Source organism: Mesorhizobium sp. USDA 4775 (genome assembly GCF_054062655.1).
Window position 1 is genome coordinate 4,829,169 of sequence record NZ_JBSSFM010000001.1, and the last position, 26,526, is coordinate 4,855,694.

A 26,526-nucleotide genomic window follows, 5' to 3' on the forward strand; every position below is an offset into this window, starting at 1 on the left:
CTATGGGGCTGTCCCCGTCAATTAGAAACTGTCTCTCAACCACTGACTCATGCGATGCAGTTTTCCACCCGTTCCGGTCATCCTGAGACCGGAAATGCCTTTTGCAGGATGGCTCTCGAAACTCGCCATCTGCGGATAGATCAGAAGCCCGACGGCGGCCGAGAAGGCCGGTCCCTTCGCTGCTTCGGGCAGGCCCGCCACGCCGAGCGGACGGCCGATGCGCACATTGCGCCCCAGGATGCGGCGCGCCGCTTCCGGCAGGCCGGCCAGCTGGCTGGCGCCGCCGGTGAGCACGACGCGCTTGCCGACCGCGTTGCCGTAGCCGGACTTGTTCAGCCGATCGCGCAGCAGTTCGAGTGTCTCGTCGATGCGGGCGCGCACGATGCGCGTCATCACCGAACGCGGAATCTGCAGCGGCACATCGCCATCGTCGCCGATCGGCTGGATCGAGACCAGGTCGCGGTCATCTGCGCTGCCCGGCAGCGCCGAACCATGCATGACCTTCAGCCTTTCGGCGGCATCGAGCGAGGTCGAAAGCCCTTTGGCCATGTCGAGCGTGACGTGATTGCCGCCGATGGCGATGGCGTCGCCATGGACGAACTTGCCTTCCGAAAACACCGAGATCGTCGTCGTGCCGCCGCCCATGTCGATGCAGGCCGCACCCAGTTCCAGCTCGTCGTCGACCAGAGCCGCCAGCCCGCTGGCATAGGGCGTCGCCACCATGCGCTCGACCGACAGATGCGAGCGGTTGATGGAGAGTTCGAGGTTGCGCATCGGCGCCGCGTCACCCGTCAGCACATGCATGTCGACGCCAAGCGCGTCGCCGACCATGCCGCGCGGATCGCGCACGCCGCGCTCGGCATCGAGCGAGAAGCCGACGGGCAGCGAATGGATCACCTCGCGCTCGGCCTTGAGCGCCTGCTTGGCGCCGGCGCCGAGCACGCGCTTGATGTCGGCCTCGTCGGCCTCGTGGCCGCCAAGGTTGATGGTCGCCGAGAAGGCTTCGCTCTTCAGCCGGCCGGCAGTCATGTTGACGATGAGCGAATCGACCGTCAGCCCCGCCATGCGCTCGGCGGCGTCGACGGACAGGCGGATGGCATGCTCGGCCCGGTCGAGATCAACGACCACGCCCGACTTCACGCCTTGCGACTTCTGATGACCGATGCCGATCACCTGGATCCGATGCGAGCGGCCGCGCAACAGCTTGCCGTCATCGTTCGGCTTGAGCTTGGCCACCATGCAGCAGACCTTGTTCGAGCCGACATCCAGCACTGTCAGAGTGCCGGATCGGCGCGACGAGGCATCGCCTGAACCGCCAAGCCAGCTCATATCTTCGTCTCCGACTTGCGCTTGAGGGTCTTCGGCTTCTCGTTGAGCGCGGCCTCGCGCTGCGTCGCCGCTTCGGGCGTCAGCTCCACGACCAGCCGGTCTGTCAGGCGCATGTCGACCGCAGCGATGTCGCGCGACAAGAGCCCCTTGTCCTTATCCATCTTGACCAGTTCGGCGAGCGCCTGGTTTTCCCCGTCCTCGGGCAGCTTGACGGTGATGCCGTTGTCGAGCTTCAGGTCCCAGCGGCGATCGCCAACGCGGATATAGCCTTTTACGCGGCTCGCGAGGTCGGGGTACTTTTCGACCTTGGCCAGGAAGTCGGGCGCCTTGGCCGGCGCGCCCTCGCCGATCAGCAACGGCAGCAGCACCTGCTTGCCGCCGGAGAACGGCGCAATGACCGCGCCATCCCTCTCGATGACCGAGAGATCATTGCCCTGCTGCCAGAGCGCGAAAGCCTCACGCTCCTCGACGCGCACTTCCAGCGTATGCGGATAGACCTTGCGCACCGCCGCCACCTCGATCCACGGCAGGCCGGAGATGCGCTCGCGCGCGGCCTCGGCGTCGAAGCCGATCAGCGAGGTCCAGCCGTCGAGCTCGAGCCTGTCGAGAATGTCGATCTCGGAGGTCTGGCGGTTGCCGACCACCTTGACCTGATCGACGGCAAAGCCCGTGCGGGCGGTGATGCTCTGGATGATGCCATCGGCATGGCCGCCGAGATAGGCGCCATAGGCGCCGCTCGAAGCGAGCAGCACCGCCGACATCATCGCCGCGGAGAAGCGCGGCACCTCGAATTCGCCACCGCCCAGGCGCGCCAGGATGCGCACCGGGCGGCGAAGCACGCGCGGCAGGACGAAATGGCCCGATGACAACGACAAGCCGAACAGCGACGGCCCAGCCGCGCCCTTCCCCTTGCCCTGTCCCCATTTCAACGCAGACACGAAGCGTCCTCCACCATCCAACTCAACAACTCACCAAACGAATGCCCGGCATGGGCCGCGATTTCAGGCACCAGAGACGTCGGCGTCATGCCCGGCTGAGTGTTGACCTCGAGCCATACAACTTCGCCATTTTCGGAGTGACGATCGTCATAACGGAAGTCCGACCGGGAAACGCCCCGACAGCCGACAGCTTGGTGAGCCTTGAGCGCCAGTGTCTGTATTTTTTGGTAAATATTCGGTGAAACTTTTGCGGGGCATTCGTGTTTTGATCCGCCCGCGACATATTTTGAATCGTAATCATAGAAGGAATGGCCGGTCGGGATGATCTCGCAGACGCCAAGCGCCACATCACCCATGACGGCGCAGGTCAGCTCGCGCCCGTGGATGTAGCGCTCGACCATGACGGTATCGCCATATTTCCATTCGGACGAGCCGACGACCTGCGGCGGATGCGACTGCCCCTCCGACACGATGACGACGCCAAAGCTCGATCCTTCATTGACCGGCTTGATCACATAGGGCGGCTTCATCGGATGCTTGTTCTGGATGGCGAAGCGATTGGCGACCTTCGATTCGGCGACGGGAACGCCGACCGATTTGACGATCTTCTTCGCTTGCTCCTTGTTCATGGCGAGCGCCGAGGCGAGCACGCCGGAATGCGTGTAGGGAATGGCGAGATATTCGAGGATGCCCTGAATGGTGCCGTCCTCGCCGAACGGGCCGTGCAGTGCATTGAAGGCGACGTCAGGCTTGAGTTCGGCAAGCACCGAGCCGACATCGCGTCCGACATCGACGCGGGTGACCTGATAACCCTCATTCTCCAGCGCATCGGCACAGGCCTTTCCGGAGGACAGGGACACGGGCCGCTCGGACGAAAAACCTCCCAGCAGGACGGCCACATGCTTGCTTTTCATTCCCCGTCATCCCCTCTCACGGCGGACCAAAAACCAAGATTTCCGCAACATTGAGTCCGAGTCTCCCGGCAGGTTGCCCCCCAGACGGAAAACGCGGGTAACGCGTCGAACGACTCAAATCAGGAAACGCTTTCCAGCAGAGAATCAGAGAGTTGATTCACTGGCAAGTGCTTATGAATCCGAGAGATTCACTTTCTGAGAAAATGGCTGCGAAAACCGCGCCGCTGAGTCCTTGGAGCAACGGTTTTGCGCGTTTTGCGAGCGCATTGAAGTTCATGCATCACATGAACTTCATGAACAGCGAAGATACGTTGAGGTTCAGGTCAGGCCGAGTCGAAAACGATGGCCTTCGAGAACCGGAGCGGAGCGGACATTCGGGTCCGTGAGCACCGGAAGCGGAGAAGGCCGTCGTTTGCAGGCCGGCATCACCTGAATATCAGCGTACCTAGAGAAGCTGACCCAGAAACTCCTGGACGGCATGCCCGGGCCGGAAATTGCCGATGCGCTTGATCTCCCACTGCAGCCGGATGCCCGAATGTTCGAGCACGCGGGCGCGCACCGTCTCACCGAGATATTCGAGGTCGTAGCCGGTCGCGGTGCCGGTGTTGATCATGAAATTGCAGTGCATCGGCGACATCTGCGCGCCGCCGATCATCAGGCCACGGCAGCCCGCCTTGTCGATCTCCTTCCAGGCCGACGTTCCTTCCGGATTCTTGAAGGTCGAGCCGCCGGTCTTCTCGCGGATCGGCTGCACCGTCTCGCGGTGGTTCTGCACCGCGTCCATCGCCGCCTTGATCGTGGCCTTGTCCTCTGCAAAGCCTTCGAACACGGCCGAGGTGAAGATCAGCCCGGAAGGAGCCGCCGAATGGCGATAGGCATAGCCCATCTCGGCATTGCTCAGTGTCTGGACATTGCCCTTACGGTCGAGCGCGCGCACCTCGACCACGCGCTCGCGCGTCTCGACGCCGTTGGCGCCGGCATTCATCCTCAGCGCCCCACCGATGGCGCCTGGAATGCCGTGATAGAAATGGAAGCCGCCAATGCCGGCTTCCAGCGCCAGGGCCGCGACACGCTTGTCGGGCGTGGCGGCACCCGCCTTAATCCTGATCGGCGAAACGATCTCGGCCTCGCCAAAGCCCTTGGCCGACAGCCGGATGACAAAACCCGGAATGCCGCCGTCCCTGACCAGAAGGTTCGAGCCGACACCAACGACGGTAAGAGGTATTTCTTCGGGAACCGCACGCAGGAACGCGGCAAGGTCTTCTTCGTCGGCCGGCTGGAACAGCACCTCGGCCAGGCCACCGGCGCGGAACCAGGTGATCTTGTCCATCTCGGCATTCGGCGTGAGACGGCCGCGCAGGCCGGCAAGCCGGTCGCCAAGTCTGTCGATCAGGGCCTGGCCGTGCATCATGAGGCGGCAAGCTCCTTTGGCAGAGCATAGGCCCATTGGGTGATGTTGCCGGCGCCGAGGAAGACGACGAAGTCGCCGGGCTTGGCCAGGTCGCGAATGATGGGCGCGATCGCTGCCGGACCCTCTATGTAGCGCGCATCGCGATGACCGCCGGCGCGGATGCGCGACACCAGCTCGTCCGAGCTGACGCCGTCGATCGGGTCTTCGCCGGCAGCATAGACCGGCGCCACCATCACCGTGTCGGCGTCGTTGAAGCAGGCGGAGAACTCGTTGAACAGATCGTGCAGCCGGGTGAAGCGGTGCGGCTGGGCAATGGCGATGACGCGGCCGTTGGTGGCGCTGCGCGCCGCCTTCAGCACCGCCGATATCTCGACCGGATGGTGACCGTAGTCGTCGAAGACATCGACGCCGTTCCAGGACCCGGTATGGGTGAAGCGGCGCTTGACGCCGGCGAAGGACGACAGGCCCTTCTTGATCGCCTCGCCGGACAGGCCGAGCTCATGCGCGACGGCGATGGCCGCGGTGGCGTTGGAGACATTGTGGCGGCCGGGCATCGGCAGGCGCAGGCCTGAAATCGTGCTCTGGCTGCCGGTCTTGCGGTCGCGGATCACCACGTCGAACTCGGAGGTGGCCCCCGCCATGCGGTGGTTGGTGAAGCGCACATCGGCTTGCGCGTTCTCGCCATAGGTGATGACCCGGCGGTCCTCGATGCGGCCGACCAGCGCCTGCACTTCCGGATGGTCGGTGCACATCACGCCGAAGCCGTAGAACGGCACATTCTCGACGAACTGGCGGAACGCCTCGCGCACCTTGTCGAAGCTGCCGTAGTGGTCGAGATGCTCGGGATCGATGTTGGTGACGACGGCAATGTCGGCCGGCAGCTTGAGGAAGGTGCCGTCGCTCTCGTCGGCCTCGACCACCATCCACTCGCCGTCGCCCATGCGGGCATTGGTGCCATAGGCATTGATGATACCGCCATTGATGACGGTCGGATCGAGCCCGCCGGCTTCGAGCAAGGTCGCCACCATCGAGGTCGTCGTCGTCTTGCCATGCGTGCCGCCGATCGCCACCGCCTGACGGAAGCGCATCAGTTCGGCCAGCATCTCGGCGCGGCGCACGATCGGCAGCAGCTTTTCGCGCGCGGCCTTCAGCTCCGGATTGGTCTTCTTGATCGCCGTCGAGACGACCACCACCTCGGCATCGCCAAGATTCTCGGCCTTGTGGCCGACGAAGCATTCGATGCCCTTGTCGCGCAGCCGCTGCACATTGGCGCTGTCGGCCTGGTCGGACCCTTGCACCTTGTAGCCGAGATTGTGAAGCACCTCGGCGATGCCGCTCATGCCGATGCCGCCAATGCCGATGAAATGCACAAGGCCGATGGTCTGCGGCATCTTCATGCTTGCGTCCCTTTCCTGAAATCCGAAACGGTTTTTTGGGACGCAATAGCCTCTGTGAGATCGGCGAGCAACCGTGCCGCGTCCGGCCTGCCGGCCGATTTCGCGCCCGCAGCCATCGCCGCCAGCTGCTCGGGATTGTCCATCAGCCCGCCAACAAGGGCCGCGATGCGCTCGGGCGACAGCGTCGATTGCGGGTGCACCTCGCCGCCGCCGGCAGCGGCAAGGGCTGCCGCGTTCGCCGCCTGATCGTGGTCGAGCGCATAGGGATAGGGCACCAGCAGCGCCGGCCGGCCGATGACGGCGATCTCCGAGACGGTCGAGGCGCCGGAGCGCGAAATCACCAGATGGGCAGCGGCCATGCGCGCCGCCATGTCGGTGAAGAAGGGCGAGACCTCGACGGTGACGCCAAGCGCGGCATAGGCCGTCTTCACCCGCGCTACGTCATCCGCGCGGGCCTGCTGCGTGATCACCAGACGTTTGCGCTGTGCATCCGAAAGCAGCGCGATGGCTCCCGGCATGGCATCGGAAAAGAACTGCGCGCCCTGGCTGCCGCCGAACACCAGCAGGCGGAAAGGCTCTTCCCCCGTCGATGCCGCATAAGGCGTCTTGGCCGCCTCCAACACCGCCGGCCGGACGGGATTGCCCGTCGTCACCGTCTTTTCGCCGGTGGCACTCGTATCCTGCGGCAGGAAGCCGCCGGCGATGGCATCGACACGGCCGGCCAGCGCCCGGTTGGCGCGCCCCATCACCGCGTTCTGCTCATGGATCAGCGTCGGCACCTTGCGCCGCGTCGCCGCGTAGAGCGGCGGCAGGGTCGGATAGCCACCAAAGCCGACCACCGCATCCGGCTTGATCCGGCCGATAATGGCGGAGGCCTGGCGCACGCCGCGCCAGATTTTCCAGAACGCGCCAAGCACGGCGATGGGATTTTTCGAGCCCATCGTCGCCGACTGGATCGGATGGACGGCAGCGGCCGGGAAGTGGCCGGCAAACCGCTCGGCGCGGTCGTCGGTCGCCAGATGCACCGTCCAGCCGCGCTCCTTCAGCTCATGCGCCAGCGCCTCGGCCGGGAACAGATGTCCGCCGGTTCCGCCCGCCGCCAGAAGGATGACACCCCTCGCCATGTCACTCCGCCGGTAAAGCGCGCGGCGGCAGCGCAAAACCCATTTGCTTGCGCTTCTCCGGCCGCTTGCGGGTCAGCGCCAGCACCATGCCCATCGAAATGGCGATGGCGATCTGCGAGGAGCCACCATAGGAGATGAAGGGCAGCGTCATGCCCTTGGCCGGCACCAGCTGCAGGTTGACGCACATGTTGATGACGGCCTGCAGGCCGAACACGGTGACGAGACCGCCGACCGCATAGCGAGTGAAATCGTCATGTTCCTTGAGCGCCGTGTTGAGGCCGCGCAGCACGATGAAGGCGAAGATCGACATGATGAAGAAGCACATGATCAGCCCGAATTCCTCGCCAGCGACCGAGAAGACGAAGTCGGCGTGGCTGTCGGGGATGACCCGCTTGACCGTGCCCTCGCCTGGGCCGACGCCGAACCAGCCGCCATTGATCAGCGCGTCGCGTCCCATGTCGACCTGGAACGTATCGCCCTCGCCGGTGAGGAACTTGTCGATACGCAAGGCAACGTGCGGAAACACCGTATAGGCGGCGAAGACGCCGCCGACGCCGGCAGCACCCAGCACGATGATCCACAGCCAGGGCAGCCCGGCCATGAAGAACATGATACCCCAGGTGCCGGTCGTCAGCATGGTCTGGCCGAGGTCCGGCTGCGCCACCAGCAGCGACACGACCAGCACCAGGAGCAGCATGGCGAACAAATTGCCGGGAATGTCGGGCTGGCGCTTGTGCTCGGCGAACAGCCAGGCGCACATGATGACGAAGGCCGGCTTGAGGAACTCGGACGGCTGGATCGACAGGCCGGCAAGCGACACCCAGCGCCGTGCGCCCTTCACCTCGACGCCGATATAGAGCACCGCCACCATCAGCACCAGCATCAGGCACAGCATGATCAGCGACATGCGCCGGATCTGCCGGGAATCGAGGAAGGAGACCGCCAGCATCACGCCGAGGGCCGGCACGGTGAAGATGATCTGCCTGGTGGCGAAGTGGAAACTGTCGAGGCCGATGCGCTCGGCCACCGCTGGGCTGGCGGCGAAGGACAAGACGATGCCCAGCCCCATCAGCGACAGGAACGCCGCCAGGAACCAGCGATCGATCGTCCACCACCAGGTTGCGACAGGACTTTTATCGAGACGGCTCTGCATTATCGTGCCCCTCCGATGGGTTTGACGCCATCTATAGCGCTCGCAGCTTGCCTGAAGGCTTCGCCGCGAACTTCGAAATTCTTGAACTGGTCGAAACTGGCGCAGGCCGGTGACAACAGCACCACCACCTCGCCGCTGTCGTCCTTGGCCGCATCATGCGCGGCGTGTTCGACCGCCTTGGCCAGCGTGCCCGAGATCTCGTAGGGCACCGCCTCGCCCAGCGTCGCCGAAAAGGCAGGTGCGGCCTCGCCGATCAGATAGGCCTTGGCGATGCGCGGGAAGAAGCCGCGCAGCGGCTCGATGCCGCCCTCCTTGGGCAGGCCGCCGGCGATCCAGTAGATGCGCGGAAAGCTCGACAGTGCGGGGGCGGCCGCATCGGCGTTGGTCGCCTTGGAATCGTTGACGAACAGGACATGGCCCTTGCGGCCGACCTGCTCCATGCGGTGCGCGAGGCCCGGAAAACTTTCGAGCCCCGACTGGATTTCGCCAAGGTCGAGCCCGACCTTCAGGCAAGCGGCGACCGCGGCAAGCGCGTTCTGCGCATTGTGCTGGCCGCGCAACGAACCGATGCCTTCGAGGAAGGCGACCTTGCTGTAGCGACCGTGCACGGCCTCCATCAGATTGGTGCCGTCGGCGAAATAGCCGTCGGTCAGCGGCAGCCGCTTGGAAATGCGGATGACCTGCCGCCCGGCCCGCTCCAGCCGCTCGGCGATCTGCGCGCACCAGGAATCGTCGATGCCGATGATCGCCGTCTCGCTGCCTGCCACCAGCCGCTCCTTGATCGAGGCGTAGTGCTGCATGGTGCCGTGGCGGTCGAGATGGTCCGGCGTCAGGTTGAGCAGGATGCCGGCGGTCGGATTGATCGAGGGCGCGAGGTCGATCTGGTAGGACGAGCACTCGACGACATAGTGGCGGTCGGGCTTCGGCGGGTCGAGCGTCATCACCGCGCGGCCGATATTGCCGCCCATCTGGGTATCGCGGCCCGCCGATTTGAGGATGTGCGCCGTCAGCGCGGTGGTGGTCGACTTGCCGTTGGTGCCGGTGATGGCGATGAAAGGCGCCGTTGGCGCGCTGAGCGTCCGCTCGCGGCAGAAAAGCTCGATGTCGCCGATGATCTCGACGCCGGCGCCCTTCGCCAATTCCACCGTCCAATGCGGCTTGGGATGCGTCAGCGGCACGCCCGGCGACAGCACGAAAGCCGAGAATTTCGCCCAGTCGGCGCCGCGCAGATCGGCGGTCGCGATGCCGGTGGCGGCTGCCTTGGCGACGCTGTCCGGATTGTCGTCCCAGGCAAGCACCTGCGCCCCACCCTCGATCAATGCCCGCGCGGTCGCGATCCCCGAGCCACCGAGGCCGAAGAGCGAAACCTGTTTGCCTGCGAAGGATGCGGCGGGGATCAAGGGAGGCTACCTATCTGAGCTTCAGGGTGGAGAGGCCGACCAGCGCCAGGATGACGGCGATGATCCAGAAGCGGATCACCACCTGGCTCTCGGTCCAGCCGAGCTTTTCGAAATGATGGTGGATCGGCGCCATCAGGAACACGCGCTTGCCGGTCATCTTGAAGTAGCCGACCTGGATGATGACCGACAGGATTTCCACGACAAACAATCCGCCGACGATGACGAGCACGATCTCATGCTTGGTGGCCACCGCCACCGTGCCGATCAGGCCGCCCATGGCCAGCGAACCGGTGTCGCCCATGAAGATCGCCGCCGGCGGCGCGTTGAACCAGAGGAAGCCGAGGCCGGCGCCGATGACGGCGCCCAGCACGACCGCGAGTTCACCGGTGCCGGGCACAAAGTGGATCTGCAGATATTCGGCGAACACCGCATTGCCCGAGAGATAGGCGATGACGCCAAAGGATGCCGCCGCGATCATGATCGGCACGATCGCCAGTCCGTCGAGGCCGTCTGTCAAATTGACCGCATTGCCGGCACCGACAATGACGAAGCAGGAGAACGGGATGAAGAACCAGCCGAGGTTGATGATGAATTCCTTGGCGAAGGGAAATGTCAGCGACGAGGAGAATGGCGCCTGGCCGTTATGCATGATTACCCAGGCTGCGATGCCGGCGATGATGAATTCGAGCCCCAGCCGTGCCTTGCCGGAGAAGCCGAGATGCGACTGCTTGGTCACCTTCAGATAGTCGTCATAAAAACCGATCGAGCCGAAGCCCAGCGTCACCAGCAGCACGACCCAGACATAGATGCTCGACAGGTTCGCCCACAAAAGCGACGAGCCGATGATGCCGGACAGGATCATCAGCCCGCCCATGGTCGGCGTGCCCGCCTTCTTGAAATGCGTCTGCGGGCCGTCGGCACGGATCGGCTGCCCCTTGCCCTGGCGCAGCCGCAGCGAATTGATGATGGTCGGTCCGAAGATGAAGACGATCAGCGCCGAGGTGATCAACGCCCCGCCGGTGCGGAACGTGATGTAACGGAAGACATTGAAGACCGAGATCTTGTCCGCGAAATCGACCAGCAGTGTAAACATGCGCTTTCGTCCCCCGACTTGACCTAGGTCAGTTTGCTGGTTGTCGTTTCAGCCGGGTATTTGCCCAGCAGCGCATCGACCAGTTTTGCAAAACCGATGCCCTTCGACGATTTGATCATCACCACGTCGCCCGGCTTCAGCGCGGCAAGCAGCACCGGCTTCAATTCCTCGACGCCGGCGCGGTATTCCGTCTTGATGTCCTCAGGCAGCGCTTCCGCCAGTGCCCGCATTTCGGGGCCGCCAAGGAACACGGTCTGCGTGCCGGTGCCGACGATGAGATCGGCTAGGGCGGCATGCAGCTTGGCCGAATGCTCGCCAAGTTCCAGCATGTCGCCGAGCACGGCGATGCGGCGCCCCTCACCCGTCACCGGCGTCGCGTTGAGCAGCGCCATCGCCGCCGCCATCGAAGCCGGATTGGCGTTGTAGCTCTCGTCGATCAGCGTGATCGGCCCACCGGGGTGGCGCAACACATGGCGCTTGCCGCGGCCGCGCTCAGCCGAAAGATCGGCCAGTGCCAGTGCCACCTTGTCGAGATCGGCGCCAACCAGCTGCGCCGCGCCCAGCACCGCCAGCACGTTCTGCACCATGTGCCGGCCGGGCGCGCCAATGCGGGCGATCATGTCATGACCGCCGATCCGGGCGGCGATGTCGGAGTGGTCGGCATGCAATTCGCATCTGGTGAGTTTGAAGGTCGAGCGTGCATTCTCGCCGAAGCCGTAGACATGCTCGACGCCGGCCGCATGCGCCATCTTGTCGAGCAGCTTGAAGCGCGCATCGTCGCGGTTGAGGACGGCCGCACCCTCTGGCTCCAACCCTTCGAAAATCTCGGCCTTGGCCTTGGCGATCTCGTCGAGATTGCGGAAGAAGCCGAGATGCGCCGCCGCGATGATGGTGACGATGGCGACATGCGGCCGCACCATCTTCACCAGCGGCCGGATCTCGTCGGGATGGTTCATGCCGATCTCGAAGACGGCATAGTCGCAATCATCGGGCATGCGCGCCAGCGTCAGCGGCACACCCCAATGGTTGTTGAAGGACTGTGCCGAGGCATGCACCTTGCCGACCGCCGACAGCACATGGCGCAGCGCTTCCTTGGTGGTGGTCTTGCCGGCCGACCCGGTCACCGCGATGATCTTGGCCTGGGAGCGGGCGCGCGCCGCGACACCAAGCTTTTCCAATGCAACCAGCACGTCCTCGACGACGATAATCGGCGCCGTCAGCCGGCCGAGCGACGGCAGCTTGCCTTCCGCCACCACCAGCACGCCGGCGCCGGCCTTGATGGCCGCGGTGGCGAAGTCGTGACCATCCATCGCCTCGCCCTTGATGGCGAAGAAGGCGTCACCCGGCTGCAGGCTGCGGCTGTCGATCGAAATGCCCGATATGCCCTCGGGCATGGGCCCGAGCGGCCGCCCGTCCATGGCCGCGACCAGCGCCTCGGAGGTCCACAGCATACTCATGCGGCACGCTCCCGCAGCGCCGCGCGGACTTCCTCGTGGTCGGAGAAATGCAGGGTTTCGGTGCCGATCGTCTGGCCTTCCTCGTGCCCCTTGCCGGCCACGATCAGCGTGTCGCCGGCATGAAGCATGGCGACAGCCTCGTGGATCGCCTTGCGCCGGTCGCCGATCTCGATGGCGCCGGGTGCGGCGGCCAGAATGGCGGCGCGGATCGTTTCGGGCACTTCGGAGCGCGGATTGTCATCGGTGACGATGACGACATCGGCAAGCCGGGTGGCGATTTCGCCCATGATCGGCCTCTTGCCCCGATCGCGGTCACCACCGCAGCCGAACACGACCATGACGCGACCAGTGGTAAACGGGCGGACCGAAGCCAGCACGTTTTCCAGCGCATCGGGCTTGTGGGCGTAGTCGACATAGACCGGCGCACCACTGACCGTGGTGCCAACGAGGTCGAGCCGACCCGGCGCTCCCTTCAATTTTTCCAATGCGGCCAATGCCTTGGCGACAGTTGTTCCCGTGGAAATGGCGAGCCCTGCCGAAACCAGCGCGTTCGAAATCTGGAAATCGCCGGCCAGCGGCAGGTCGATTTCGTAAAGCACGCCCTCGGCCTCGACCTCGGCGCGCTGGCGATGGCGTTCGTGCTCGACCCGCTTCAGCGTGAGGAAATCGCCATGCCGGCCAACCGTCAGCACCTTGAGCCCGGCAGCCTGGGCCGCCTGGATCGTCGGCGCCGACCACGGATCGTCGGCGAAGATGACCGCCGGCGCGCCTTTCGGCAGCAGCGTGTCGAACAGGCGCAGTTTGGCGCGGTGATAATCCTCGACCGTCGGATGGTAGTCCATATGGTCGCGGCCAAGGTTGGTGAAGCCGCCGGCGGCGAGCTTTCACCCCGTCGAGACGGCGCTGGTCGAGCCCATGGCTGGAGGCTTCCATCGAAGCGTGGGTGACACCGGCATCGGCCAATTCCCGCAGCAGCTGATGCAGGGCAACCGGATCGGGCGTGGTCAGCGAGCCATAGTCGTTGCGGCCGGGCGCCACCACGCCGGTGGTGCCGATCGAAGCCGCGGCATAGCCCGCCTGCTCCCAGATCTGCCTGGTGAAGGCGGCGACCGAGGTCTTGCCGCTGGTGCCGGTCACCGCCACCATGGTCTGCGGCTGCTTGCCGAAATAGCGGGCGGCACTCAGCGCCAGCGCCAGGCGCGGATCGTCGACCGCCAGCACCGGAACCGGCAGTCCGGCGATGGAACTGCTTTTGCCTGACACGATCACTAGGGCGCCGCGCCTGGCCGCGTCGGCAGCGTAAGCCGCGCCGTCCGCCTTGGTACCGGCGAGCGCAAAAAAGACGACGCCCGGTTTTACCTGGCGGGAATCGGACGAAATCCCGGTAACCTCCAGATCGGCGGAAGCTGTTCCTTCGACTGGCAGGACACCGGCTAGATCTCTGAGCTTCATCGAGTTCCGTTCACCGCAATAAAATAGCGCGCAGTCGCCGGCGCGCCCTAAGAATCACTCGTAGGAAACCAACGTTGCACCATTTTCATGGCTGAAATCTGGTTTCACGCCAAGCATGGCCGCCGACCGCCTGATGATATTACCCGCTATGACGCCCGCATTCGCGGCCGCGACGTCGGTCATCCCGGGCTTTTCCGGGTGCGGTGCATCGGCAATCGTGAACACCAGATATTGCGGATCGTCCATCGGGAAGGCAGCGACAAAGGTATTGAAATTCAGGTCTTTAGAGTAGCGGCCGTTGATGACCTTTTCGGCCGTTCCGGTCTTGCCGCCAACGCGGTAGCCGGGGACTCTGGCGTTTCTGGCCGAGCCCTTCTCGGCATTGAGCGAATAGAGGTAGCGCATGCCCTCAACCGTCTTTTCGTTGACGACTTTTTTGGCAATCGCCATCGCTTCCTGCTGCGTGCGCACCAGGAAGGTCGGATTCATCAAATAGCCGCCATTCATCAGTGCCGCGCAGCCGACAGCCGCCTGCAACGGCGTCGTCGATACGCCATGGCCGAAGGCGATGGTGAACGAATTGACCTGTTTCCAGACCTTCGGTTCGGTCGGGCGGGCGACTTCCGGCAGTTCGGTCTGCATCCTTTCCAGGATGCCAAGGCGATGCAGGAATTCCCGGTGCCCCTCGATGCCCACCAGCTCGGCTTCCCTGGCCGACCCGATGTTGGACGAATAGAGGAACACCTCCGGCAGCGACAGCACACGGTTCTTGCCGTGGAAATCGTGAATGGCCTGATGGCCTACCCGGATTGGATGCGACGCGTCGAAACGACTGTTCATCGTCGCCTTGCCGGAATCGAGCGCCATCGCCGAGGTGAAGCTCTTGAAGGTCGAGCCCATCTCATAGAGGCCCGCCGACATACGGTTCAGCCGATCTTTTTCCTGTGCATTGTAGGGATTGTTCGGATCGAAATCCGGCACCGAGGCCATGGCGATCACTTCGCCGGTCTTGACGTTGAGCACGACGGCGCCGGCGCCGATCGCGCGGTAGCGCTCCAGGCCGGCGGCGATTTCGTCGCGCACCACATGCTGGACGCGCAGATCGATCGACAGCTTCACCGGCTTGAGATCCTTGGCCACCGCCAGGCCCGACGCCTGCAGGTCGCTCAGGCCCTGCTCGTCGATATATTTCTCCATGCCGGAGATGCCCTGGTTGTCGATGTTGGTCAGGCCGACAATGTAGGATGACGTTTCGCCGCTCGGATAGAAACGGCGCTTCTCCGTGCGGAAGCCGAAGCCGGGAATGCCGAGCTGCATGATGTCGGCCTGCTGCTTGGGCGTCAGCTGCCGCTGCAGCCAGACGAAGCCGGCGCCGCTCTTGAGCTTGTGGTAGGTCTGCTCGTAGTCGATCTCGGGCAGCACCGTCGACAGCTTCTCGATCGCCTCGTCGGCATCGACGATGCGGCGCGGCTCGGCGAAGAGCGACGCCGTCTTGATGTCGGTCGCCAGCACTTCGCCATTGCGGTCGACGATATCGGGCCGCGAGGCGGTGATCCGGCTCTGCGGGCCGCCCGACAAATCGGGGGTCTGGAAGCCGAGATAGACCAGCCGCCCAGAAATGGTCGAGAAGATGCCGAAGAACACCGCCATCGTCATCACGATGCGCGCCTTGCCCTTGCCGCCGGTCGCCTTGCGGGCGCCCTCGACGACGATCGATCCATCTTCACCCGTCCTGGGGCGACGCTTCAGCAGTTTGCCGATCATTGGGCGATGCCTCCGGTCACGACGGGATCCTTGCCGTCCGCAGGCGCCTTGTCGGAATTGTCGGCCATGCCGCCCTGGCGTCCGTTCAGAATATCCTGGATATCCAGGGCCTTGGCCGGCAGATCGCTCAGGCCGACGATCTGGCGGGCGCTGACCGGCTCGAGCGCGAGCTGCGACTTGTAGAGCTCAGCGAGCTTCTGCAGCCGCGAAGGCTGGGTGAGCAGGCTCCAGTCGGCCTTGAGCAGGTCGATCGTCTCCTCCTCGTAGCGTATCTGGTTGTGGATCTTCTGCACCGCCGCCAACTGATCCTCGGCCTCGCGCTTGGTCTTGTAGGTCAGGGCCGCCGCCGAAACCATGACGGCGATCAGGACAATGTCGCTGGTACGGAACACGTGCTTACCTCTCCCCCGGCCGATCGATGCCGGGAAGCTTTGGAAGGCCGAAAATGGAAAAATCGCCGGCGCGCGCCGGCGCTTCGGTGCGGATCGCCGCGCGCAGCCTGGCCGAGCGGGCGCGCGGATTGGCAGCGACCTCGGCATCGGCCGCCGTCACGCCACCGCCGGCCTTGCGAAAGGTCGCTGTGCGCGCATGCGCCTCGGGCAAATGACGTGAGCCGGTGGCGACGTCGGCGCGGTCGGCGATGAAGCGCTTGACGATGCGGTCTTCCAGCGAATGGAACGTCACCACAACCAGACGCCCGCCGGGCTTCAATGCGCGTTCGGCCGCGAACAACGCCTTGGCCAGTTCGCCGAGTTCGTCATTGACGTAGATGCGCAGTGCCTGGAAGACGCGGGTCGCTGGATGAATCTTGTCCTTCGGCGCGCGGCCAATATGCGTCTCGATGGCGTCGGCCAGTTCCAGCGTGCGCTCGAATGGCTTCTTTTCGCGGCGCGCCTCGATCATGCGGGCGATGCGGCCGGCGTGGCGCTCCTCGCCGAGGAAGCCGAAGATGCGGGCAAGGTCGCCCGGCTTGAAACTATTGACGACATCGGCCGCACTCAGGCCCGCTTGCGCCATGCGCATGTCGAGCGGCCCGTCGGAGCGGAAGGAAAAGCCGCGCTCGGCCTGGTCGAGCTGCATGGAGGACACACCAATGTCGAGCACGATGCCGTCGGCGCTTTCGACATGTTCGTCCAGCGTCGAGAACGGCGCCTGCACCAGTCTCAGCCTGCCGCCCGATTGTGCCTCGAGATCGCGCCCGGCAGCGATCGCGTCGGGATCGCGGTCGATGGCGACGACCGAAGCGCCGGTCGCCAGAATGGCTTTGGTATAGCCGCCGGCGCCGAACGTGCCGTCGATGATGATGTCGCCCTTCGCCGGCTCCAGTGCCTCGAGCACTTCGCCAAGGAGGACCGGAATGTGGCGGACCGATCCGCCAACGGCGTGGATGTCATCGCCGTGGCCCACCGTCATTCCGGTCGCTCCCCAGGCTTCGTCCCCTGCCGAAGCTGCAAAAGCCTGGCCCGCGCCTGCGCCCCATAGGCCGCAAGCCGGCCCGGCTCCCAGATCTGAAAGAAATTGCCGCGCCCGACAAAGGCCACCTCCGCCGAGATGCCGGTATGCTCGCGAATGAAATCGCTCATCGTGATGCGGCCGTCCTGGTCGAGTTTCAGGAACGCTCCGTCGCCATGGCAGAAGAACGACATGTCGTCCGCCGTCTGCAGGAAGGGATCTTCCTGCGCGATGCGCTGCTCGTAGCGGTCGAGCAGATCCAGCCCGCCGACATCCATCGCCGGCAGGTCCAGGCAGCGCAGTGCATAGAGTTCCGAATAGCCGCGCTTCTGCAAGACGGCGCGGAAATGCGCAGGAACGGACACCCGCCCCTTCGCATCGATCCTGCTCACCGTGTTCGACAGAAACCGGTCCATTAAACCCTACAGCCGCTTGCGCCGCCGCACCCCTCTTCATCGTCTCGTACGCGCCGCCGCAGCGCGTTCCCTGCCCCGTATCAGCCTCGCCCGCACGGCCAAAAACCGGCAAACGCGCAGCCGCCGCGGCTGCCCGACTGGCGCACGCTTTACCCTGACGCGGAACGAAGGCTTTGATGTCTCGATGGGATATCATGGGGTACTATGGGCGTCAACGGGAATAGGCTTCACAAACACGCGCATCGCGACCAATCCGAGCAGCCGTTACGGCACGCCTCGTCTTTATGATCCATTAAGCCTAACGAAGCGTTTAGAGCCCGCTGGCCCAAAAGACCCGGCTTGCCGCCGATCACCCGCGCGCATAGCGTCGAGCGACGTCTTCCGCCCAAAAAACAAGGATCGAGCTCATGTCCGAGACGGCAAAGTCACGCGCCGCCGAACTTTCTCATTTGCGCAGCCGCAATTTCGCCAGTGGCGATCCGATCCCCTTGCCGTTGACCATGGCTTCGATCTTTCACACGCCGGGCGTAGAGACCGGGGTCGATCAATATGGCCGCTACGACAATCCAACCTGGCGCGCCGTGGAACATGTGCTCGGCCATTTGGAAGACGCGCAATGCGTGAGTTTTCCCTCTGGAATGGGCGCGATTTCCTCGGTGTTTTTCGCGCTCGTGAAATCGGGCGATCGCGTGCTCCTGCCGGCGGACGGCTATCACGCGACGCGCGCGATGGCCGAACGCTTCCTGAAGCCGCTCGGCATCACCTGCGATACCAGGCCGACGCCGACCTTCCTTGACGGCGGTTTCAAAGGCTATTCGCTGGTCTTCGTGGAAACCCCGTCCAATCCGCGGCTGGATATCTGCGACATCGCGGCGATCGCCAAGGCTGTCCACGAACAAGGCGGGATCCTTGTCGTCGACAACACGACGATGACGCCATTCGGCCAGCGTCCGCTCGACTTCGGCGCCGATATCGTCGTCTCCGCCGACACCAAGGCGGTCAACGGCCATTCGGATGTGCTGTTCGGCCACGTCGCCAGCCGCGACGCCGACATCATATCCAAGGTGACGGACTGGCGCGCAATGGCCGGCGGCATTCCCGGGCCGTTCGAGGCTTGGCTGGTGCATCGCGGCCTCGAAACACTGGAGGTGCGCTTCGACCGCATGTGCTCGTCCGCCGAAACGATCGCGCAGCGGTTGAAGGAACATCGCGCGGTGCGCGGCCTGCGTTTTCCCGGCCTGAACGGCGACCCGTCGCACAACCTTGCCCGCGCCCAGATGGAGCGCTTCGGCTTCCTCATCTCCTTCGAACTCGCCTCGGAGGACAAAGCCGAGGATTTCATCAACAATTGCCCGTTGATAGAGGCTGCGACCTCCTTCGGCGGCGTCCACACTTCGGCCGAACGACGCTCGAAGCGAGGCGATGCGGTACCGCCCGGCTTTGTACGCCTGTCAGTCGGCTGCGAACCGGTGGAAGAGCTCTGGAAGGCCATCGAGACGTCGCTGGACGGGATCGGCGCCTGACGGACTGGTCACGAACCTAGGTCGTCGGCCTCGATGTTGCGATGGCCGTGCCACCGCGCCTCGAAGCGGTCGAGCAGCCGATCGGCTGCGGCCTCGTTGTCGCGCGCATTATGAAGCCAGATCGCGATCAGATCATCTTCAGCACGTGCGTTCCGAACGATAGGCAGAAAATTCATGCCGCGTCGTCAGATCGCAAGCGTCTCCGTGCCTCGGCCTTGATTTCATCCATCGATGCAAATCGTCCCGGCCCGCTGTCGATCCCTTCCTGCACCAACTTGCGCAGTTCCTCAACCGTATAGCCGAAGAGATCGCGACGGTCCTTCCACTGCCGCAGCGCCTCGCGGATCACCTCGCTCGCCGAAGCATATTCGCCGGCGGCAACGACATCGTCCACCGCTTGCGCCAGTTCCGGCGACAGCGTGATGCTGCGTTTGTCGACTTGCCCCATGGACAGGCTCCTGATGCCATCCTGCAGATGGTACGATTTAATCGCACCAGGTTCAAGCGTTGGCCGATTGCCGACTTGCTTGCAAATAGCTGAAAAGACTTGAATCGACAGGCGCGCCCGAGGGCGCAACCTGCTGATCTCAAAAGGATTTCTCTTCGAGGACGAAACTGCCAGCTGGCCTGTAAGCCGGGTTCTGTATGGCCCTCGCCCCTTGCGGGACGAGGAACGTGGCGGCCATTCATCTTGGGCGCATGTTGCCATACGCCTCACGCAACCTACCCGGACGGTGAGCCGGAAACAGCCCTCGAGGGTTTCCCCTCGCACCGCCCCTATTCGGTTTTGCTCCCGGTGGGGTTTACCGTGCCGCTCCTGTTGCCAGTCGCGCGGTGGGCTCTTACCCCACCCTTTCACCCTTACCCCGACAAAGTCGTGGCGGTTTGCTTTCTGTGGCACTTTCCCTGGGGTCGCCCCCGCCGGTCATTAACCGGCACCGTGTCTCCATGGAGCCCGGACTTTCCTCACTCGCGGCCTTTCGGCGTTTGCGAGTGCGGCCGCCCAGCCAGCTGGCAAGGCGTATAAAGGGGTTCAGCCGGGAAAACGCAAATGAAAAAGCCGGCTTGTCCGCCGGCTCTCGCAACTTGCTATCAAAGCGCGGCCATCTGAACCTTGACCTTGCTGCAATAGGCGGCCGAAACTGGGTTCATCCGCGTCGCGGCATGGCCGGCATTGTATTTCAGGATCGTGCCACAAGTCGTGCCACCGCCAAGGTTCTGCGCCAAAGCGAGATACTTCATGCCGTATTTGATGTTGGTGTCGGGATCGAACAGGCCCTTGGCCGAACCGTTGTAGCCCATCATCCGCGCCGTCGCCGGCTTGATCTGCATCAGGCCGATCTCGCCGGCGCTGCCGACCATGTTCGGCCGATAGTTGCTCTCGATCGTGATGACGGCGTTGGCCAGCGATACCGGAACGCCGTAGCTTGCCGCGTAGCGGGCAACGATCGCGGAATACTGGCCGCTGCTGGCCACCGCTGCCGTCGACGCAGCGACATTCCTGAGACCGATCGATGCCGTTGTCGTCATGTCGACGGTCTTGCGGCCACGCTTCGTCTGCCTTTTGGCGGAGGATTTCTTCGCCTTGGTCCAGCTGGCTTTTTCCACCTTGGCGGAAGCGTGCTTCGCCGTTGCCTTCAGGCTCCTGCTGCTTTTGGCTGAAATGGCCTTGCCCTTGGTCACCGCGACGAGCCCCTGATCGGCCCGGGGGCTCCATGTCGCGGCATCGGCCGCGCTGAAGGCAAAAGTCACTACGCCGGCAGCAAGAGCTGCCGTTACAACGGTCAATTTCTGCATGTGATCCTGTTCTGTCTGGACCACGCGAAGATGTTCGCGTGGCGCTGCTTGATTAATAGCGGAACATCCGGGGGGCTAGAGGTCCGACAAACTGTACGAATTGCCCTTTGAGGCCCGAATTGGCGGCAATGAAGGCGGGGCAAGTCACTTTGAGTGACAGTTTGTAACCTGACAGGGGAAAAAGATTACTTGGGCGGCGCCCTGCCCTGGGTTAGCCGCTCACCGAGGCAAGCAACTTCTGCAGCGTGCGCATGGTCGAGCCATCGGCCAGCCCGTCGACCAGACGGGGCCGGAAATGCCGTTGGAAGGCCTCGACGACAATCCGCGTCTGATGGTCGAAAACACCCGATATCTCGACACCATAGCCATAGAGCGTCAGCATAGACTGCAACCCCTCGACATCGGCACCGCTGTCGCCGGGCTTCAGCGCGGTCCCGCGCCTGATGGGTGCAGCAGGCACAAGATGGCCGACACCGGCCGCAAACAGGGCGGCCCAAGGGAACTTCTCGCCCGGATCGATCTTGCGGCCGGGTGCCACGTCGGAATGCGCCAGCACCCGCATGGCGGGGATCGCATGCCGCGCGGTAATTCCATTGCACAGGCCGATCACCGCCTCGATCTGGCGCCGAGGGAACCCGGGATAGCCCAGCGAATGGCCAGGATTGACGATCTCGATGCCCACCGAGCAGGAATTGATGTCGGTGCGTCCGAACCAGGAACTCTTGCCGGCGTGCCAGGCGCGGTCGCTTTCCCGCACCATCTGCACGATGTGGCCACTCTCGTGGACGAGATAGTGCGATGAAACCTCGCTCGCCGGATCGCACAGCCAGGCTTCCGCTCCGGCCCCCGTGGGCATGCCAGTATAGTGCAGCACGATCATGTCGGGTTTCAGCGTATCGCGCCGTGGCCCGAAATTCGGCGACACCCTGACCTCGGCGCTCGGCTCGTCGGGCAGGAAGCCGCTCATACGTGCCGCAGGCCCCGCTCGATCATCTCATAGGCGGCGTTGATCGCCGCGACCCTGGTCGTGGCGATCTTGATGAATTCCTGCGGCAGGCCACGCGCGATCAGCCGGTCGGGATGGTTGTCGGAGACCAGCTTGCGGTAACGCTTCCTGACCTCCTCGAACGGCTTGCCGCGCTCGATGCCGAGCACGACATAGGGGTCGCCGGCGCCAAGATTGACGTGCCGGGCCAGGATCGACTCGTAATGGGCCTCGTCGATGCGGAAGATCTCGGCGATACGGTGCAGGAAGATGCCTTCGCGTTCATGCACCAGCCCATCGGCCTTGGCGATGTGGAACAGGCCGTCGAGTATGTCTTCCAGCATCACGCAATTGGAATGCCCGGAACCGCACAACTGCGCCATGCGCTCGGCATAGGTTTCGAAACCAGCCACGTCCCGCTGGGCGAGATCGAACAGCCGCGCAACGTTGCGCGTCTCCTTCGGCGGCACTTCGAATATTTCCTGGAAGGCGCGCACCTCATCCTGGGTGACGATGCCGTCTGCCTTGGCCATCTTGGCCGAGAGCGCGATCATCGCCACGGAAAAGGCGACGCGGCGGCGCAGGTCCGCATCGCCGGAAAAAACCGTGCGCACGGCCTCCACGACATCGGCAACGCCCGACGAGGCTGAAGACGATACCCGTGTGATAAACTCGCCGAGGCGGTCCCAAATCGACATGGCCCGCTTCATAGAACCAACCGGTCCCCGCTATCAAGCCAATAACGGCCGCTGCCGGGTCCGTGAACCAGAGGCACCTTGGTCGGTCCAGGTGGCTGCCTTTGCAAGAAAAGGCCGGCGAGACGCCGGCCCTTCCTCCCAAGACACTCTTACTGCTTTACAAACTACTGCGCGGGCGCAGGAGCAGGCGTTGCCGGAGCCGGCTCGGCAGGCTTGGTCGAGTTGTCGGCCGGAGCCGCAGGCTTCATCGGCTGCTCAGCAGCCGGCGGATTGGTGCTCTGCGTTGTGGTGGTGTCAGTGCCCTTGCCGCTGTCGCTGCAAGCCGCGACGCCCAGCAGGGCAAGGGCGGACACGGAAGCCAGAATGAGCTTTTTCATAATATCTCTCCTTCAACACACGCTCACGTTGCGGTGAACGGTCGAAGAGGAAATGCGCGACACGGCCATGAGTTTCGTAACGTTGCGTTTCCGCGTGTAACATCAACGGGATGCGTTGCTGCCGGCGCATTGGCGCATTAACAACGAAAGCTGAAAACGAAAATTGCCGGAGACAGCCGCCATGGCCGCGAAATGGGATTTCTGGATCGACAGGGGCGGCACCTTCACGGATGTCATCGGCCGTGATCCGCAAGGGGGGCTGCATCCGCGCAAGCTTCTGTCGGAGAATCCCGAAGCCTATGCCGATGCGGCCATCCACGGCATCCGCGACCTGCTCGGCGTTGATCCTGGCGCCGCGATCCCGTCCGGGCTGATCGGCGACATCAAGATGGGCACCACGGTCGCCACCAACGCGCTCCTGGAGCGCAAGGGCGACCGCGTGCTCCTGCTCATCACCAAGGGGTTTCGCGACGCGCTGAGGATCGCCTACCAGGCGCGGCCCGACATCTTTGCCAAGGAGATCATCCTTCCCGAGCAGCTCTATGAGCGCGTCATCGAGATCGACGAGCGCGTGCTCGCCGACGGCTGCGTCGAACAACTGCTCGACATCGCCGCTTGCCGGCCGGCGATCGAGCAGGCGAAGGCCGACGGCATCGATGCCGTCGCCATCGTCTTCATGCATGCCTGGAAATACCCCGATCACGAGAAGGCGGTGGCAAAGGTCTGCCGCAAGATCGGCTTCGCCCAAGTCTCGGTCAGCCATGAGGTCTCGCCGCTGATCAAGCTCGTCGGCCGCGGCGACACCACCGTGGTCGACGCCTATCTCTCGCCCATCCTGTCACGCTATGTGCAAAGGGTGGCGGGAGAACTGGGCGCCGCGAGAGACGGCGACCAGTCCCCTCGCCTGATGTTCATGATGTCGTCGGGCGGCCTCACCGCCGCCGACATGTTCCAGGGCAAGGACGCGCTATTGTCGGGTCCGGCCGGCGGCGTCGTCGGTATGGTCGAGACGGCAAAGCTCGCGGGCTTCGAAAAAGTCATCGGCTTCGACATGGGCGGCACCTCCACCGACGTTGCCCATTACCATGGCGAATACGAGCGCGCTTTCGATACCGAAGTCGCCGGCGTGCGCGTCCGCGCGCCGATGATGCGCATCCATACCGTCGCCGCCGGCGGCGGCTCGGTCCTGCATTATGAGGCTGGCCGTTTTCGCGCCGGGCCGGATTCAGCGGGCGCCAATCCCGGCCCCGCCGCCTACCGGCGCGGCGGCCCGCTCGCCGTCACCGACGCCAATGTGATGCTCGGCAAATTGCAGCCCGATTTCTTTCCGGCGATCTTCGGCCGCGGCCAGGACCAGCCGCTCGATGTCGAAACCGTGCGCTCAAGATTCGCGGCCCTGGCCGACCAGATCGGTGACGGCCGCTCGCCGGAAGCGGTTGCCGAAGGCTTCGTTACCATCGCCGTCGAGAACATGGCCAACGCCATCAAGAAGATTTCCGTGCAGCGCGGCTACGACGTCACCGAATATCTGCTCAACTGCTTCGGCGGGGCCGGCGGCCAGCACGCATGCCTGGTCGCCGATGCGCTCGGCATGGAAGCGGTGCTGATCCACACCTTGTCCGGCCTGCTTTCGGCCTATGGCATCGGCCTGGCATCGGTCTTTGCCTCGCGCCAGCAGGCATTGCTCAAACCGCTTGCCGAGGAGTCCCGAACAGAGATCGCCGGCCTCATCGCCACCTTGAAAAAGGCCGTGATCGCCGAATTGGCCGCGCAAGGCATCGCCGAGGACACGGTTGCCGCCAAGCCCGTCCTGCACATCCGCTATGACGGCACCGACACGACACTGCCGGTGAATTTCGAAAGCGACTCGATTTTCCAGGCAAAGCGCGACTTCGAAATCGCCCACAAGGCGCAATTCGGCTTCGTCTATGACGACAAGCCGATGATCGTCGAGACGGTTGGCGTCGAAGGCAGCGAAATCGGCGACAGCAGCGCCGAGGCCTATGCGCCCGCCGGACCCGCACGGATTGAAGCCGGCGCTTCCGGAACGCGGCGCATCTACACCGAGGGCCGGTGGCATGAAGCCGGCATCCATCGTCGCGAGAACCTGCGCCCATCGAATCTGGTGGCCGGCCCCGCCCTTATCATCGAACCGAACCAGACCATTGTCGTCGAACCGGGCTGGCAGGCCGAAATCACCAACCTCAACCATGTCGTGATCCGCCGCACGGAAAAGAAGGCGCGCGCCGCCGCCCTCGGCACATCAGCCGATCCGGTCATGCTCGAAGTCTTCAACAACCTGTTCATGTCGATCGCCGAGCAGATGGGTGTCACGCTGCAGAACACCGCCTATTCCGTCAACATCAAGGAAAGACTGGATTTTTCCTGCGCCGTCTTCGACCACACCGGGGCGCTGGTCGCCAACGCGCCGCACATGCCGGTGCATCTGGGCTCGATGGACCGCTCCGTCGAAACAATCATCCGGCTGAACTCCGGCGACATCCACCCGGGCGACGTCTTTGCCTTGAACGCACCGTACAATGGCGGCACGCATCTGCCCGACATTACCGTGGTGACGCCGGTGTTCGACGACGCCCAGAAAGAGATCCTGTTCTGGGCGGCCTCGCGCGGCCACCACGCCGATATAGGCGGCACCGCCCCCGGCTCGATGACGCCGCTCGCCACCACGGTCGACGAGGAAGGCGTGCTGTTCGACAATTTCCGCATCGTCGACCGCGGCAAATTCCGCGAAAAAGAGCTGCATGCGCTGCTCACCGACCATCGTTACCCGGCCCGCAACCCGCACCAGAACATTGCCGACCTCAAGGCGCAGATCGCCGCCAATGAGAAAGGCGTCGCCGAACTGCGCAAGATGGTCGCGCATTTCGGCCTCGATGTCGTCGAGGCCTATATGAGCCACGTCCAGGACAATGCGGCCGAGAGCGTGCGGCGGGTGATCGAGCGGCTGCCCGATACATCGGCCTATGAATATCCAACGGACACCGGCCAGGTGATCAAGGTGAAGATATCGGTCGATCGGCAAAAGCGCGAGGCAACCGTCGACTTCACCGGCACATCGCCTGTCATGAAGAACAATTTCAACGCGCCGGAGCCGGTGGCCCGCGCCGCGGTCCTCTATGCCTTCCGTGTCATGGTCGAGGACATGATCCCGATGAATGCCGGGTGCCTGCGGCCCATCAACATCGTCATTCCCGACGGCTGTATGCTGAAGCCCGCCTACCCTGCCGCCGTCGTTGCCGGCAATGTCGAGACCTCGCAGCACGTCACCAACGCGCTGTTCGGCGCCATGGGCGCGATGGCCAATGCGCAGGGGACGATGAACAACCTGACCTTCGGCAACAAGAAGTACCAGTATTACGAGACGATCTGCTCCGGCTCACCGGCCGGCCATATGAACTCCGGCCGCGGCTTTGCCGGCACCTCCGGCGTGCACACCCACATGACCAATTCTCGCCTCACCGATCCCGAAGTGCTGGAACTGCGCTTTCCCGTGGTGCTGGAGGATTTCCACATCCGTAAGGGATCCGGCGGCAAGGGTAAATGGAGCGCCGGCGACGGCACCAAACGCAGCATCCGCTTTCTCGAGAAGATGGAATGCGCGATCCTGTCCTCGCACCGCAACCGCCCACCGCAGGGGCTGGACGGCGGCGGCGACGGCGAGGTCGGCTCGACCAAAATCCGCCGCAAGGACGGGGCGATCGACATGCTGAAGGCCTGCGATCAGACCGTGCTCGAGGCCGGCGATGCAGTGATCCTGACGACGCCGACGCCGGGGGGCTTTGGCAAGCTGTAAAGAACACGTCAACAGGCTGTCACCGGCCTGTC

General features: G+C 63.9%; 22 protein-coding genes, 1 other RNA gene and 1 pseudogene. 2 read left to right on the forward strand and 22 right to left on the reverse strand.

Translation table 11 applies throughout. From position 1 onward, the window contains the following. Positions 1–21: 21 nt before the first annotated feature. The 15 genes and pseudogenes from ftsA to mraZ all read right to left on the reverse strand — a co-directional run bounded on the left by ftsA (position 22) and on the right by mraZ (position 17,300). Positions 22–1,329: a cell division protein FtsA gene (gene ftsA / locus ACVILI_RS23615; protein ID WP_010910249.1), complete on the reverse strand. Its 1,308-nt coding sequence runs from the start codon at positions 1,327–1,329 to the stop codon at positions 22–24. Then, positions 1,326–2,267: a cell division protein FtsQ/DivIB gene (locus ACVILI_RS23620; protein WP_019859085.1), complete on the reverse strand. Its 942-nt coding sequence runs from the start codon at positions 2,265–2,267 to the stop codon at positions 1,326–1,328. Before ACVILI_RS23620 ends, ftsA begins: the two co-directional genes overlap by 4 nt. Next, positions 2,255–3,181, reverse strand: coding sequence for a D-alanine--D-alanine ligase (locus tag ACVILI_RS23625; RefSeq protein ID WP_457102629.1), 927 nt, complete (start codon positions 3,179–3,181; stop codon positions 2,255–2,257). The genes ACVILI_RS23620 and ACVILI_RS23625 overlap by 13 nt, the downstream gene beginning before the upstream one ends. 445 nt (positions 3,182–3,626) lie before the next feature. Continuing rightward, entirely contained in the window at positions 3,627–4,592 is a 966-nt protein-coding gene (gene murB / locus ACVILI_RS23630) for a UDP-N-acetylmuramate dehydrogenase (protein ID WP_069092481.1), read from the reverse strand. Beyond that, positions 4,589–5,989, reverse strand: coding sequence for a UDP-N-acetylmuramate--L-alanine ligase (gene murC / locus ACVILI_RS23635; RefSeq protein ID WP_019859090.1), 1,401 nt, complete (start codon positions 5,987–5,989; stop codon positions 4,589–4,591). The genes murB and murC overlap by 4 nt, the downstream gene beginning before the upstream one ends. Continuing rightward, positions 5,986–7,113 carry an undecaprenyldiphospho-muramoylpentapeptide beta-N-acetylglucosaminyltransferase gene (gene murG, locus ACVILI_RS23640; RefSeq protein WP_019859092.1) on the reverse strand — a complete coding sequence of 376 codons (1,128 nt, stop codon included), beginning with the start codon at positions 7,111–7,113 and terminating at the stop codon, positions 5,986–5,988. The genes murC and murG overlap by 4 nt, the downstream gene beginning before the upstream one ends. 1 nt (position 7,114) lies before the next feature. Further along, the gene (gene ftsW / locus ACVILI_RS23645) at positions 7,115–8,266 is read right to left on the reverse strand and encodes a putative lipid II flippase FtsW (RefSeq protein ID WP_038647725.1); all 1,152 of its coding nucleotides are present in this window, start codon (positions 8,264–8,266) and stop codon (positions 7,115–7,117) included. Beyond that, entirely contained in the window at positions 8,266–9,666 is a 1,401-nt protein-coding gene (murD, locus tag ACVILI_RS23650; protein WP_038647727.1) for a UDP-N-acetylmuramoyl-L-alanine--D-glutamate ligase, read from the reverse strand. The genes ftsW and murD overlap by 1 nt, the downstream gene beginning before the upstream one ends. A gap of 10 nt (positions 9,667–9,676) precedes the next feature. Next, complete coding sequence (mraY, locus tag ACVILI_RS23655; RefSeq protein WP_010910257.1) at positions 9,677–10,759, reverse strand: phospho-N-acetylmuramoyl-pentapeptide-transferase; 1,083 nt, start codon at positions 10,757–10,759, stop codon at positions 9,677–9,679. 23 nt (positions 10,760–10,782) lie between these two features. After that, complete coding sequence (locus tag ACVILI_RS23660; protein WP_038647729.1) at positions 10,783–12,216, reverse strand: UDP-N-acetylmuramoylalanyl-D-glutamyl-2,6-diaminopimelate--D-alanyl-D-alanine ligase; 1,434 nt, start codon at positions 12,214–12,216, stop codon at positions 10,783–10,785. Continuing rightward, a pseudogene (locus ACVILI_RS23665) lies at positions 12,213–13,668 on the reverse strand (UDP-N-acetylmuramoyl-L-alanyl-D-glutamate--2,6-diaminopimelate ligase). Before ACVILI_RS23665 ends, ACVILI_RS23660 begins: the two are co-directional and overlap by 4 nt. A 54-nt stretch (positions 13,669–13,722) precedes the next feature. After that, the gene (locus ACVILI_RS23670; protein ID WP_038647732.1) at positions 13,723–15,432 is read right to left on the reverse strand and encodes a peptidoglycan D,D-transpeptidase FtsI family protein; all 1,710 of its coding nucleotides are present in this window, start codon (positions 15,430–15,432) and stop codon (positions 13,723–13,725) included. Continuing rightward, entirely contained in the window at positions 15,429–15,824 is a 396-nt protein-coding gene (gene ftsL, locus ACVILI_RS23675) for a cell division protein FtsL (RefSeq protein WP_010910261.1), read from the reverse strand. The genes ACVILI_RS23670 and ftsL overlap by 4 nt, the downstream gene beginning before the upstream one ends. A gap of 4 nt (positions 15,825–15,828) precedes the next feature. Continuing rightward, a complete protein-coding gene (rsmH, locus tag ACVILI_RS23680; protein ID WP_038647735.1) occupies positions 15,829–16,845 on the reverse strand; it encodes a 16S rRNA (cytosine(1402)-N(4))-methyltransferase RsmH in 1,017 nt (338 codons plus the stop codon). Continuing rightward, a complete protein-coding gene (gene mraZ, locus ACVILI_RS23685) occupies positions 16,842–17,300 on the reverse strand; it encodes a division/cell wall cluster transcriptional repressor MraZ (protein WP_038647737.1) in 459 nt (152 codons plus the stop codon). Before mraZ ends, rsmH begins: the two co-directional genes overlap by 4 nt. Positions 17,301–17,707: 407 nt before the next feature. Here mraZ and ACVILI_RS23690 point away from each other — a divergent pair, with 407 nt between their 5' ends. After that, positions 17,708–18,823 carry a cystathionine gamma-lyase gene (locus tag ACVILI_RS23690; protein WP_038647739.1) on the forward strand — a complete coding sequence of 372 codons (1,116 nt, stop codon included), beginning with the start codon at positions 17,708–17,710 and terminating at the stop codon, positions 18,821–18,823. Between the two features lie 8 nt (positions 18,824–18,831). On the opposite strand, the gene ACVILI_RS23695 is transcribed toward ACVILI_RS23690, so the two are convergent. The 7 genes from ACVILI_RS23695 to ACVILI_RS23725 all read right to left on the reverse strand — a co-directional run bounded on the left by ACVILI_RS23695 (position 18,832) and on the right by ACVILI_RS23725 (position 22,680). After that, positions 18,832–18,999 (reverse strand): hypothetical protein, encoded by a 168-nt coding sequence (locus ACVILI_RS23695; protein WP_240564740.1) that lies wholly within the window; start codon positions 18,997–18,999, stop codon positions 18,832–18,834. After that, positions 18,996–19,271, reverse strand: coding sequence for a type II toxin-antitoxin system ParD family antitoxin (locus ACVILI_RS23700; protein WP_038647741.1), 276 nt, complete (start codon positions 19,269–19,271; stop codon positions 18,996–18,998). The genes ACVILI_RS23695 and ACVILI_RS23700 overlap by 4 nt, the downstream gene beginning before the upstream one ends. A 166-nt stretch (positions 19,272–19,437) precedes the next feature. Then, positions 19,438–19,838, reverse strand: an RNA gene (rnpB, locus tag ACVILI_RS23705) — RNase P RNA component class A. A 77-nt stretch (positions 19,839–19,915) separates the two neighbouring features. Next, on the reverse strand, positions 19,916–20,620 hold the full coding sequence (locus ACVILI_RS23710) for a lytic transglycosylase domain-containing protein (RefSeq protein ID WP_027047024.1): 705 nt from the start codon (positions 20,618–20,620) through the stop codon (positions 19,916–19,918). Between the two features lie 211 nt (positions 20,621–20,831). After that, positions 20,832–21,587: a peptidoglycan recognition protein family protein gene (locus tag ACVILI_RS23715; protein WP_038647743.1), complete on the reverse strand. Its 756-nt coding sequence runs from the start codon at positions 21,585–21,587 to the stop codon at positions 20,832–20,834. Next, on the reverse strand, positions 21,584–22,303 hold the full coding sequence (locus ACVILI_RS23720) for a J domain-containing protein (RefSeq protein ID WP_027047025.1): 720 nt from the start codon (positions 22,301–22,303) through the stop codon (positions 21,584–21,586). Before ACVILI_RS23720 ends, ACVILI_RS23715 begins: the two co-directional genes overlap by 4 nt. A 164-nt stretch (positions 22,304–22,467) precedes the next feature. Beyond that, positions 22,468–22,680 (reverse strand): hypothetical protein, encoded by a 213-nt coding sequence (locus tag ACVILI_RS23725; RefSeq protein ID WP_019859105.1) that lies wholly within the window; start codon positions 22,678–22,680, stop codon positions 22,468–22,470. A 181-nt stretch (positions 22,681–22,861) separates the two neighbouring features. Here ACVILI_RS23725 and ACVILI_RS23730 point away from each other — a divergent pair, with 181 nt between their 5' ends. Beyond that, positions 22,862–26,494, forward strand: coding sequence for a hydantoinase B/oxoprolinase family protein (locus tag ACVILI_RS23730; RefSeq protein ID WP_038647744.1), 3,633 nt, complete (start codon positions 22,862–22,864; stop codon positions 26,492–26,494). Positions 26,495–26,526 lie beyond the last annotated feature (32 nt).